Raw genomic sequence first — 11,859 nt, 5'->3', positions numbered from 1 at the left:
GTTCATGCCTCCGGTCACAGAACTGCTGTTTTTCTACCATCGATATTGGTCAAGCCAGGACGTCCAACGGAGTAATATTGAAATGGTGTATCCTTAATCTGATCTTCTTCATATATATTTCTTCCATCGATGAGAATCGGTTGATCCATATGTGCAGCTAGTTCAGCCAGATCAACCTCCATGAATTCCTTCCATTCGGTCAGGACACAGAGTGCATGAGCATCCCGAGCAGCTTCCATCGCACTTGAAGCCCATGAGATTGCTGGTGAATCGACCTCCTTCCGGAAATTCTCTGTAGCTATAGGATCGTAAGCTTTAACCGTCGCTCCCTGATCTAGCAGGCGCTGAATAATCTCAATCGCTGGCGCATCCCGTACATCATCCGTATCCGGTTTGAAGGCGAGGCCCCACACCGCAATTTGTTTGCCATCCAGTACATCCAATGCCTCTTCTAGTTTACGAATGACGTTGAAACGCTGATCCTTATTCACTTCGACTACTGATTTCAACAATTTAAAGTCATAATCGACATTGCCTGCAATTTGAATCAGCGCTTGTGTATCTTTAGGGAAGCATGAGCCACCATAGCCAATGCCTGCTTTTAGGAAGGAAGAGCCAATCCGCTTGTCATACCCCATACCTTCAGCAACTCGACTGACGTCTGCCCCCACCTTCTCACAGATATTTGAAATTTCATTGATAAAGGATATTTTGGTTGCCAAAAAGGCATTGGATGCATACTTAATCATCTCTGCGGATCGAATATCCGTAGTAATGATCTGATCCGTCAAAGGCTGATGCAGCTCCTTAAGCGTCGCAACAGCACGCTCACTAGCTGTTCCAATGACAATCCGATCAGGGTATAACGTGTCCTTCACCGCAGTTCCTTCACGCAAAAACTCAGGAACCGATGCCATATCAAATGCATGCTGAGTCAAACTGCTAATCCATTCTTGGATCCGGTCGTTTGTTCCGACAGGAACCGTGCTTTTAGTCATAATTATTTTGTAACTATCAATATGAGAACCAATTTGTTTGGCAACAAGTTCAACGTAACTTAAGTTGGCCTCACCATTCGGCAAGGAAGGTGTACCTACAGCGATTATAATGATGTCTGAGCGGTTAATCGCCTCACCGATATCTTCGGTGAATGATAATCTGCCTGCTTTCACATTGGCATTCATTAGTTCTTTCAGTCCTGGCTCATAAATAGGCACATTACCTTCTCTAAGCAGCGCAACTTTGTCCGGATTATTATCTACACAGATAACGTTGTTTCCAATCTCAGAGAAGCACACACCCGAAACTAAACCTACATACCCCGTTCCAATCACTGTAATATTCATCGCCATATCCCCCATCTTCCTAAGTAGTTGTTAGGCATGCTTAACATACGTTTTCACGATGTCCTGCCACTGTGTAGCAACCCGAACAATGTCTTCCTCGATCAATTGACTACCGATCTGAACCTCAATAATCTCAAGCTCCGAGAAGGCTTTGACGGAATGCAGCATTCCTCGATCAATAATGACCGTATCCCCCTGACGGATCATTCGACTTACACCGTCCAGAATGAGTTCGCCCGTTCCGGATACCACTGTCCACACTTCATTGCGCAGTCGATGATATTGATAACTCAGATTTCGTTCGGGGCTGATGCAGATGCGTTTGGTTAATACCTCGTCACCGCCCTCATTCCTTGTATAATCAAGCACGCGATAACAGCCCCATCTACGTTCCTCATACATGGGGCGCTGATCTTCATGCTTCACAATTTCCTTAATTCGCGGACTTGCATCCTTATCACTGACTAGAATGCCGTCAGGGCTAACCGCTACCACAATGTCGGAGAGACCGAGGATAGCCACCGGAATATTCAATTCGTTGATGAGATGGGTATTGGTTGAATCCGCTGTGATCCATCCCTTGCCCACAATTGGAGCATTCATCTCCTCCGTGAGTGTGTTCCATGTTCCAAGGTCTTTCCAGTAGCCATCGTAGGGCACAGCAATAATGTGGCTTGCCTGCTCGACAACCTGATAATCGAAGCTAATCTTGTGTAGTCGTCCATACTGCTTCAGTATCTCGTCGTATTGAATAGGCAGCTCCATATCAATGAGTAGATTGATCAGATAACCTAACTTGAACGCAAAAACCCCGCAATTCCATAAGGCAGCCTGTTCAATCATGGCGGCTGCATCGGATTCGCAGGGTTTCTCTTGAAACTTCGCTACGTTAACGTAACGATCTTGCTTATCATCGTAGAACTTACTATTGCGGTTGGACTCCTTATTCTCAGAGGATGTATTCTCCGGAATAATATACCCATATTTCTCTGAAGGGTAGGTGGGCACCACACCCATCAGCGCAAGATCCGCACCCGACTTATCGAGCAGATCTGGCAAGGTTGCCAGCACATCGAAGAACTCTTTTTCCACAAAAGGATCAACGGGTAGTACGGCAATCGTCTCATGTAAACTCACACTTTCCACGGAATACAGATACGAAGCCGCAAGTGCGATCGATGGAAACGTATCTCTACGCTCAGGCTCAACAATCAGCTTCACGTCATCGCCAAGCTGTGCAGTCAGAATCTCAACTTGAGGTAAACTTGTGGCTACAAGCGCCTCAGACGCAAGTCCAGATTGACCGAGCTGCCGCCAAACCCGCTGTACCATGGATTCCGGTCTACCCTCGGGATTACGTAGAACTTTCAGAAATTGCTTGGATCTGGAATCATTGGACAATGGCCAGAGTCGTTTGCCTGATCCACCAGATAATAGAATGCTTCTCATAACGCCGTACCATCGGACAATGCAACGGAGCCATTGGCTTTGGTTTTATCCACCGATTTGCTATACGTGTCCGTCTGACCCGACTCCAATATGCCTTTGGGATTGTTGCGCGTCCATGCCCAATAGTAGTTGGAGTTTTTGCCATACGAGTTATCTAATAGCACGTTCGGTTGATCGAGCAAACATGCCAGAATGTGCCCATGCAACCTAGAGGTCGTCACATTTTTGTATTTCGAGAAGTTCTTGATAGCCTTATGTACCATATAGTCGGAGTACTTCGACCAGAACCATTGAACAGGCAAGAAGGTATTACGAGCTTTCAGACTGGATGTCACCATGCGAATGATTTTGCGATCCACCCGGTTGTATAGCGTGTTCCAATCTAGAAATGCTCCATCCCCTTTAGCGGCTGATTCATATTTGAGCTGTTCTTTGTTCTTCTCAATATCTTCCCTGAAAAAAAATAGTCGATCCAGAACCGCCTTACCTTTGGGCTGAATCGGCCAGAGTTGATGTGCCATATCCGGGCAGAGATATACACTCGTCTGATTAAATTCCTTCAGAGCCAGCTCATAGGTGGTCTGATCTCTAACATAGAAATGTAGATCTTTATGAAAATTAAGCACTTTTGCTGTCTTTTTCAGCTCAATGTCGCTTTTGAAAAAAATCGTCTGCGGCAATATCACAATGCGATTCTTTGGATGGCCTGCAATAATCTTCTCTCGCATCTTCTGATGAACGGGATATAAGTCACCAAAATTCCCTCCACCTTGCATTACAATGATGGCATCTTTGGGAATATTGAGCGGAAAAGGAACATCCCATACACTGTATCTCTGGAGAACACGAATATCGTTATCTTTGAAGAAGGCCTCCGTGCCTTTCATAATGAGCAGATCCCCACCATTGTTGTACACAGGATAGTCGATATAAAATATCTCCGATTGCGGTGGGATGACATCTAGAATCTGCCTTAAATGTCTCTTCAACTCTTCCATCGGGTGAATGTTGGGATTAGCCAGCATCTCCATCTCCTCCTTGGGTGACTCTTCTTTTTTTGTTTAACCGTTCATACAGGAAAGCCAAATCCTTTTTGTCAAAAAACATGCTGCTGAACTTCACTTTAAATGCAAACTTCATCGCTGCAACGGTAACGAGCATCCGCACGATAGAACCAATTAGGAGAGCAAACGCAATGCCATTGAGTCCCCATAAAGGTGTGAATACAAAAAATAGACCGATCGTGACGGACAACGCAATTAGCTGTCTAATCATCACCAGTCCCGGTCTTCCCAAAGCATTGAATGCAGAAGCGAGAATCCACGAGCCACCGCCAATAATGCATTCAAACGCCAAAATATAAAATGCCTGACTCGCCTCCAAAAACTCCTTCCCAAACAAAACACCCATCAGCCAATTGCCAATAAACATCGTTGGCAGAACGACAATGGTCATGATGATTAAGGAAAGTCGGAACGCTCGCCCAACCGTACGAATCACCTGATCCTGCGGTAATCCAGTGACCTTGGGGAACACAACGCTGCTTATCGCATTTTGCACTGCATTATAGATGCGAGACAACGCAAAAACGACCGAATAGAGTCCAAAATCTCTCGGCGTAAGTAGAGCCAGTATAATAATCTTGTCAAACTGTGTGTACAGCGTGCCAAGTAGTTCTACCCCAAACACTCGACCCCCGTAACCAAATAGGTTCTTAGCTGCCTTCCGATCGATCGCTTGGCGAAACCACTTAAACTTCAAACTGCCTCTGAGCGTATACACTGCCCATGCAACGACAACCACGGAGCTTGCCAAGGATACAAAAGACGCGATGCCAATGCTCATCGCACCAAGTAACCACAACGAAACCATGACAACCACTTTCAGCACAGGGTTATATAAACGAATACCGTTATACACCTGGAATCTGTCACGGCTCTGCGATAGTGCAGATAGCAGATTAATGAGAATAAGCACGGGAATACTGGTCACGGTAAACCAGCGGGCAATCGTAATGACGTCTGCGGGATAATCTGCCATCCATGTAGGCATGAAGATCCAGGCAATCGTTCCGAGAATGAAGCTAATCGGAATCTGAACCATGAAGCTCAGCCGCAAATACTCAGCACTCTTCTCCGCAGCTTCACGTTTCAGATTATAGATAATCGAGGTTGGTAGTCCCCAGCTGACCAGACCAATGAGAAATGTCGGCCAGAATAGGATCGCTGAGAAGGCGCCTTTACCTTCAACGCCAAACATACGTGAAGTGATGATGGATGTAATGGTGGTGAAGACCATAATAATGACGTTAGTTCCACTGGTATGCACAATGGTCTGTAACAAACCATTGCCTTTTAAGAGTTTAGGGAGAGCGAGTTGTGACATGAACTATTCCTCATTCCTTACTGTTATATCTGAGTATGCCGATAATCAGGCCATTCCGGTAACAGATCTGGGCGAGTTGCCGGGTAAAACGCTTTGGGCTATAGATGCACAGCAGCGCTCGAACCACACCTTGACCCAAGCGAATCGCGTGTTTCAGTGTCCGAACAGCTCCCTTGTCTTTTTTACGAACTGCATCACTAACCCCTTGCCAGAACACACGACGCAAAAACCAGTTCTTGGTCGTGCGTTCTTTGGATACCTTGTGTTGCACTGATCCGAAGGGTGTATAAAACACTTTGTGGTGTACTCTGATTCTAGCGATTAACTCACTCTCTTCATTAGATAACAGGTTCTTCCCTACTCTGCCTAGGTCTTCGCGAAAAGGGGCAATGTCTCGAAACACCTGTGTACGAAAGGCGACATTGGCGCCAAACGGAATCGATGGACTCGGCATCTCCACCACATGATCCGCATAATCCAGAATCGTGTATAGGGATAGATTCTCACTGGGTATCCAATCTGGCTTCCGGCTCTCCCAGAGAGGCTCGATCTTGCCGCCCACCACTCCGATAGCTTGATCACTGTCAAATACACCGACAATGTGCTGAATCCATAATGGAGATGCAATCGCATCATCATCTAAGAAAAGAATATACTGTCCGCGAGCTTCACGAATCGCTCGATTCCTTGCTGCTGACAAGCCAGGTGTCTTCTCCAGTACATACTTGACGCACTCTCCACCTTCGCTAGCCCGAATCTCCTGTACAAGCTTAGCGGTATCATCGGTTGAATTGTTATCAATAACGATAATTTCATACTCAAATTCAGCATGCTGCTGAATGGCACTATGAACGGATTCACTTAGATCATAGGCTCTATTGTAGGTGCAAATGGCTACAGTGGCTTTCATTCGATCGTCCCCGCATCCTCATTGATTTAGATGGCGTAAAGCGAAATCGTGCGCTTCGCAATTCCCGACCATTCTAGCTTTTCAAGCATCGATTGAAACCCTTTGCCTTCCCTGAACTCGTCGTCCTTTGCCCGGATCTGCTTCATCGCCTCTTCCAGCCCGCTCTGATCCGCAGGATCATACAAGACAGCGCAGTTCTCGGGAAGATACTCTTCCATAAGCCCAATTCGTGGAGCCACGACAGGCTTGCCATAAGACAGTGCCAGTATGGCACTGCCTGATGTCGCAATATTTTTGTACGGCAGAATCATTGAATCAATGGCTTCAAAATAATCCGAATACTCCCCATCCTGAATAAAGTTGAAGTACGTATGAATCCGATCCGATTGGCCTATCGATGCCTCTAGGTCATAATCAGCTGCTTTCTTACCGGCAATCAACAGATGAGCATCCGGCCAGTCTAGATGATTGAACGCCTTAATTAGATCATCCACCCCTTTATAGGGTGATACCTGACCAAAAAAGGCAAAGACATAATCATTCGCCGGGATGTTGAACAACTCTCTAATGTTCTGCCCTGTCCGTCCATACACTCCTTGGTAATGTCCGTGGGGAATCACTTCGATGAGGCTCTCTTTCACATGAAACGTCTCGCACACACTACGAATGAGCGGTTTGCCCATGACAATGAGTTTGGTACAATTCCGCACCAGAAACGTCCTCATCCAGTAGTCATGCCAAGTTCTACCGCTGTTATGCGGCCATATATTATGCACCGTCCAGAACAACTTCGCACCCTTTAGTCGCACGTAAACAATCATGAGAATGAACAATATGGACTTGATGAATGTCGAGAACGCATTGTTTCCTTTGTAATAAAAGCTCGGCCAGTGAAAATGTAATACGTCATTTTTGCGTACATTTCTTAGATCTTTTTTGGAAAAGTGCTTCACATCCCATCCCTCATCCTCGATGGACTGTGACAATAGTTCATTGAATTTGTTCGTCTTGATCATTTTGGGCAACATGTAGACGATTGGTTCTCGCATGATAACACCTCTGTTTTAGGCTGTTCCTTTATACTCTTTGTTCAACGTCTCGCTACGAAGCTGTTTGCGCAAGCGAAAACCAAGCCAGATGGTTCTCACATTACGCTTAAGCAGCGTGAAGTTTCGCCACCACGGATATAGCGTCAATGTTTTTTTGAGAAAAAGGGTATTGCGGTTAGGATTTTTCGACCATTCCATCATGCGATAATGATGAAGCTGGCGCTTCTTCTGTTCTTGGTTCATATCCTTGTAATACTTAATTAGCACCCTCCGTTGCCCTTGGAACTTTTTCTTGGCAGAGGTAGAGATGCGTGGCCCCGGATGAATATATATGTGCACCAGCGGCTCCTTCACATTGATCGCATGATGCCCTCGTTGCAGAATACGTAGATAGAAATCATAATCCTGTGCAGAGGTTAATTGTTCGTCAAACATAACTGTGCGTGCCAACTGCGTTTGCACCATGATTTTGGACGTTTCGCCAATCCAGTTGTACGTCAGTAAGTCCTCGTAGAACACCAGCTCACGGGATTCGATGGATACCTTTCTCCGCGTGACGTTGTTATCCCGATCTACATAGACAAGCACTTTGCTGCAAAAGCAAAAAAGCCCTTTGCTGTGCTCCAGCGTCTGGGTTTGAGCCTGAATCTTATCAGGCAGCCACTGGTCATCATCATCTAAGAATGCAATATACTTGCCATTGGCACGTTGTATTCCTAAATTCCGGGCATGATTGGCACCTTGGGCATACGGAACTTGAATGTAATGAATTCGCTGATCCTGCTTAGCCCAAGCTCTACATACCTCTTCGGTATGATCCTTAGAACCATCATCAACAATAATAATTTCCAGATGGGGATAGGTCTGCGCCATCACACTTGCCATGGCTTTCTTCAATAACTCAGCGCGATTATGCGTTGTTATAATACAGCTCACTAATGCTTTCATAGAACCACCTTTCCCTCGAAACTATACAGATTAACTATAAATATTTACACTGACCACTCCGATGACAGAACAACCCTCCGATCGCTGTTATCCCCAGATTTTTTGATTTCCTTTTCCAGTGGGGAAAATCCGGGGATAAAGGCGAGCGCTTCGCTTCTTCATGTTATTTCTGTCCTCTCCGTTCTTGTGTAATTGTCTAGTTCAATCTATACAGGGCGTATCTTATATCCCAAAAGGAGCTGGATTTTTGTATACATCCCCCTAGGACACGTTCACGTGCAGCTTGTCATAGATGGACGATAAATTATGCATAAGATCAGTCATGTTGAACTTGGAGGTAACCAACTGCTTGTTGTTCTCACCCATTTGCAACCTCAGCTCTTTATCCAGAATGATCCTTTCCAGAGCTTGAGCCAGAGACTCAACATCTCCCGGTTCCACTAAGAAACCGTTCAACTCATCCGTAATTACTTCCGGTATTCCACCGACTCGGGTAGAGACAATCGGCAGTCCACTATTCATTCCTTCCAGCACCGCCATAGGAAGCCCCTCATGATAGGAAGGCAGAACCAATAGATCCGCTTGTTGTAATAAACGTTCCTTCTCTTCGCCCCTGATCCATCCAGGCACTTCTACACAATCGGAGATGTCATAACGCTCCACAAGCGCCCTAACCTCATTCACTTCTCCATCGCCCGCAAGCGTAAAGACCGCTTCCACACCTCGTTGCTTCAATTGCTGTATCGCTAATAAAAGATCATATACACCTTTTCTCTTACCAAGCCGGCCCATGAACAAGCAACGCGGAACTGGACGCTCCTCCCTAATCGGGGGCTCTTTAATGAACACGCCATTGTAGAGCACCTCGATTTTGGATTCAGGCACAATCTTGGAGAAAAATTCCTGCCATGTATAGGACAGCACGATTAGCTTATCCACCTGATTCAGAACATACTTGCATAACTTCTGTTGCAGTGGATGTCGATTGTAGAACACATCGAAACTGGACGCATGAATGTGAACAATCACCGGTACCCTGAACAGCTTGCGGCCTACAAGAATGAACAACGCTTTACGGTAGAAGCTTCCGTTATACGACATATGAATATGGATCATATCTGGTTTGAACGTAACGAGCTTCCCAAGGAATTGAAGGAACCCCTTCATGAAGATGAGCAACCGTGCCAGAACACTGCCTGTAATATAGGTTTCAATCCGTTGTAAATTGTATTGCTCGGCGATATGCGAATTCTCAATATTCACAATGACACTCACAATCCCGCCCATGTCCTTCGTCGAAGAACCGATGACCAGCACCTTAGGTTTCATTCTTCCACTCCTTTTGAATCATCAAAAAGTTCCATATTCGACGCTGAGATGCCACTCAGGCATCTGTCGTAATCAAAAGCAGATTTTTTGAACATCCTCTAAATCTTATAGGGAATTGATGTAGCCTTTGATGGAAGATAGCAACTGGGAGTTACTCTTCACATAAGGCTTGAAGTCGAGCTGATCCAGATTGGATATTAATGCGGACAGTTCATCCTCGTTTTGAGCAACCGAAATGTATCCTTTGTCTTGAAATACCTTGGCGATCTCAAGTTGATGATTATCCACATGCTCCCCTTGATCCTTGCGCCTAGGCATGACGATGACCTTTTTGTTCATCTGTAGTGCACTAGTGATCACCCCCACACCTGCATGGGACAGAACAAATTCACTTTTGGCAATATGATCATTCATCTCTTCCTGATTAAAAAATGGCTTATGCTGATAATGGCGAGGCTTATATTCGCTGTAACCTGATTGTACAAGCACGTCTGAAGGTAGCTTCCCTTCTTGAATCAGATTGTCGACAGCTTGCAAAAGCCGGTTGAATTGGAATCGCTGTGTACCAAGCACGACAAAGATCAAAATAATGCCCCCCTATACTTTGCCTTCGGATAAGCCTCTTGCAACGTTTCCCATTGAATATAGAATTCATCAGCAAATTTATAAATCAATCTGCCCGTTAGCGTTGGCGAATATATTTTGGCATAACTCTCTACATAGACTAGCTTCGCTCCCATCAATTTCCCGAGCAAGCACAGCGGATATACCGCCCCAGCTCCAGTCGTGATCAGAACCTTAGGTCGTTCTTTCAACAGAATGAACAGCGAGGTTATGATGTTCCGCAGAACGATAAATATAAACAGCATATTTTTGCGTTCCTGTTGCGATAAGAAATAGGTTCGCTGGGAAAGATTCAGCTTGCTGCTCGCTTCGCTTTTCTCCGTCACCAAAAAGTAATCATGATCCTCGACAGCAGGAACTAGATTCAACAATTGATTCAGATGACCTCCTGTTGAACTTACCAAACAGACTTTCATTGCAAGATCTCCTTTCGAGGGGCTAACTTCGGTAGTTCTTCAGGTTCAGGGTGTTGCTTGCTGCTCGTCAGGTATAACGAATTCAGGTATACACAGAAGGGAGCAATTAAATGCATCGTGGATAACGTATTGTCAAAGAAGGAATACACCAAGAAACCCAGAATCATTCCCAAAAAGTAAGGTTTCACCAGGGAATTCAAGCGACGGTGCACTTTCAGATACACGAAGAACAAAGCACCAAAGAACAACAGTGCTCCGACAAATCCACCATCATAGTAGAATCGAATGTACTCATTATGCGGCACAACAAAGCCCGAGAAGATACTTCCATCGTTCGCAACTAGAGCCGAGCCAAGGCCTTGCCCAAAGACAGGGTGTTCATTCGCCCTATTCGTAAAGAAAGCCCAAGCGGAATCCCTGCCAGATAGACCCTTGCTCTCCTGCCTTAACTGATAATTGTCCCACTGGGCAAAGACCATCACAATCACGGCCGCCATAAATAGAACAACCGGAATTAACGCCCCTGTTCTTCCCTTCGCAAACTTCCGCACATGGTCGAATAAATACATGCACACAATGGGAATCAGTGCGATTAGAGGACCACGGGTTCCCGTCTGGATTAATATAATAAAATGAGTTAGCGTCAGCGCATAATTCAAAATAATATGGTGTTTATTTCGAATTTCGATAAGACATACACAGATGGAGATAAAACATAACATCCCCAGATGTGCTGCTATGTTGGCTCCTTGCAAACGATTCACACCCGAAATTTCGAAGCTTACGATCGACAGCATCCCCATTTGCTGCAGGATGAAACCAGCGACCAAGCTAAACACCGGGAGCCAGGCAAGAACCCGTATGATCCTCATATTAATTTCCTTGGAGAAGTTAACCATCAGTAACAGAAATGGCACAACTAATCCCAAAAAGGATTTAAAGGGATCAATCGGGCTCATCTTGTCAGGCATATTGGATAAAAAATAACTTTGCACAAAGAGATAACCAACTGCTAGAGCAGGATAGATCATTTCCTTCCTGAAGCCATATCTTAAAAAGATAGGAAGGATAAAAAACAAAATAAGCAACTTATAGAACGAGGAAGAATCAAAGCCCATCACTTGCATTCTCAAAATTTTGTCCACAGATAACGAAAACGTTCCAATGACCACAAAATAGACCCAGCTGGGATGCTTCAGATACACCCCTAGCAAGATCAACGCCATCAATGCCATTACCGCAACAATAGGTACGTAAATAGCTAGGCTAATAATGAACAACGAGGCAAAAATAAGATATAACGCACCTAGTTTAGAAGAAGCAAAAAATGCTGCTTTTTGCATGTTAGCTATGCCACCTCAGAGCCAGAATCGTATTTCAACCTTGCATCAACTACGCCAAAC

Annotated in this window: 11 protein-coding genes; all 11 read right to left on the bottom strand. The window is 45.1% G+C overall.

Translation table 11 applies throughout. The features are described 5' to 3' along the window. Nucleotides 1-14: 14 nt before the first annotated feature. Complete coding sequence (locus ASD24_RS08295; RefSeq protein WP_056694425.1) at nucleotides 15-1,346, bottom strand: UDP-glucose dehydrogenase family protein; 1,332 nt, start codon at nucleotides 1,344-1,346, stop codon at nucleotides 15-17. A gap of 30 nt (nucleotides 1,347-1,376) precedes the next feature. After that, on the bottom strand, nucleotides 1,377-2,795 hold the full coding sequence (locus tag ASD24_RS08290; protein WP_056694302.1) for a sugar phosphate nucleotidyltransferase: 1,419 nt from the start codon (nucleotides 2,793-2,795) through the stop codon (nucleotides 1,377-1,379). Next, nucleotides 2,792-3,820 (bottom strand): polysaccharide pyruvyl transferase family protein, encoded by a 1,029-nt coding sequence (locus tag ASD24_RS08285; RefSeq protein WP_056694299.1) that lies wholly within the window; start codon nucleotides 3,818-3,820, stop codon nucleotides 2,792-2,794. The genes ASD24_RS08290 and ASD24_RS08285 overlap by 4 nt, the downstream gene beginning before the upstream one ends. Further along, a complete protein-coding gene (locus ASD24_RS08280) occupies nucleotides 3,810-5,180 on the bottom strand; it encodes a lipopolysaccharide biosynthesis protein (protein WP_056694297.1) in 1,371 nt (456 codons plus the stop codon). Before ASD24_RS08280 ends, ASD24_RS08285 begins: the two co-directional genes overlap by 11 nt. 10 nt (nucleotides 5,181-5,190) lie before the next feature. Further along, nucleotides 5,191-6,090, bottom strand: coding sequence for a glycosyltransferase (locus ASD24_RS08275; protein WP_056694295.1), 900 nt, complete (start codon nucleotides 6,088-6,090; stop codon nucleotides 5,191-5,193). A 26-nt stretch (nucleotides 6,091-6,116) separates the two neighbouring features. Next, nucleotides 6,117-7,139 (bottom strand): glycosyltransferase, encoded by a 1,023-nt coding sequence (locus tag ASD24_RS08270; protein ID WP_056694294.1) that lies wholly within the window; start codon nucleotides 7,137-7,139, stop codon nucleotides 6,117-6,119. A 15-nt stretch (nucleotides 7,140-7,154) separates the two neighbouring features. Further along, nucleotides 7,155-8,087, bottom strand: a complete 933-nt coding sequence (locus ASD24_RS08265; protein WP_056694292.1) for a glycosyltransferase family 2 protein — start codon at nucleotides 8,085-8,087, stop codon at nucleotides 7,155-7,157. Between the two features lie 261 nt (nucleotides 8,088-8,348). Beyond that, a complete protein-coding gene (locus ASD24_RS08260) occupies nucleotides 8,349-9,416 on the bottom strand; it encodes a glycosyltransferase family 4 protein (RefSeq protein WP_056694289.1) in 1,068 nt (355 codons plus the stop codon). Nucleotides 9,417-9,521: 105 nt separating this feature from the next. Next, a complete protein-coding gene (gene pssE / locus ASD24_RS08255) occupies nucleotides 9,522-10,001 on the bottom strand; it encodes a PssE/Cps14G family polysaccharide biosynthesis glycosyltransferase (protein ID WP_056694286.1) in 480 nt (159 codons plus the stop codon). After that, entirely contained in the window at nucleotides 9,998-10,456 is a 459-nt protein-coding gene (gene pssD / locus ASD24_RS08250) for a PssD/Cps14F family polysaccharide biosynthesis glycosyltransferase (RefSeq protein ID WP_056694282.1), read from the bottom strand. Before pssD ends, pssE begins: the two co-directional genes overlap by 4 nt. Continuing rightward, nucleotides 10,453-11,799, bottom strand: coding sequence for an O-antigen ligase family protein (locus ASD24_RS08245; RefSeq protein WP_056694278.1), 1,347 nt, complete (start codon nucleotides 11,797-11,799; stop codon nucleotides 10,453-10,455). The genes pssD and ASD24_RS08245 overlap by 4 nt, the downstream gene beginning before the upstream one ends. Nucleotides 11,800-11,859 lie beyond the last annotated feature (60 nt).

Source organism: Paenibacillus sp. Root52 (genome assembly GCF_001426865.1).
Lineage (GTDB): Bacteria > Bacillota > Bacilli > Paenibacillales > Paenibacillaceae > Paenibacillus.
This window is presented reverse-complemented; position numbering and strand designations above follow the sequence as displayed.

Coding starts and splice junctions, on each gene's coding strand:
- ASD24_RS08290 (WP_056694302.1), bottom strand. CDS start 2,795: ATGAGAAGCATTCTATTATCTGGTGGATCAGGCAAACGACTCTGGCCA.
- ASD24_RS08295 (WP_056694425.1), bottom strand. CDS start 1,346: ATGAATATTACAGTGATTGGAACGGGGTATGTAGGTTTAGTTTCGGGT.
- ASD24_RS08275 (WP_056694295.1), bottom strand. CDS start 6,090: ATGAAAGCCACTGTAGCCATTTGCACCTACAATAGAGCCTATGATCTA.
- ASD24_RS08285 (WP_056694299.1), bottom strand. CDS start 3,820: ATGCTGGCTAATCCCAACATTCACCCGATGGAAGAGTTGAAGAGACAT.
- ASD24_RS08280 (WP_056694297.1), bottom strand. CDS start 5,180: ATGTCACAACTCGCTCTCCCTAAACTCTTAAAAGGCAATGGTTTGTTA.
- ASD24_RS08270 (WP_056694294.1), bottom strand. CDS start 7,139: ATGCGAGAACCAATCGTCTACATGTTGCCCAAAATGATCAAGACGAAC.
- pssD (WP_056694282.1), bottom strand. CDS start 10,456: ATGAAAGTCTGTTTGGTAAGTTCAACAGGAGGTCATCTGAATCAATTG.
- ASD24_RS08245 (WP_056694278.1), bottom strand. CDS start 11,799: ATGCAAAAAGCAGCATTTTTTGCTTCTTCTAAACTAGGTGCGTTATAT.
- ASD24_RS08260 (WP_056694289.1), bottom strand. CDS start 9,416: ATGAAACCTAAGGTGCTGGTCATCGGTTCTTCGACGAAGGACATGGGC.
- ASD24_RS08265 (WP_056694292.1), bottom strand. CDS start 8,087: ATGAAAGCATTAGTGAGCTGTATTATAACAACGCATAATCGCGCTGAG.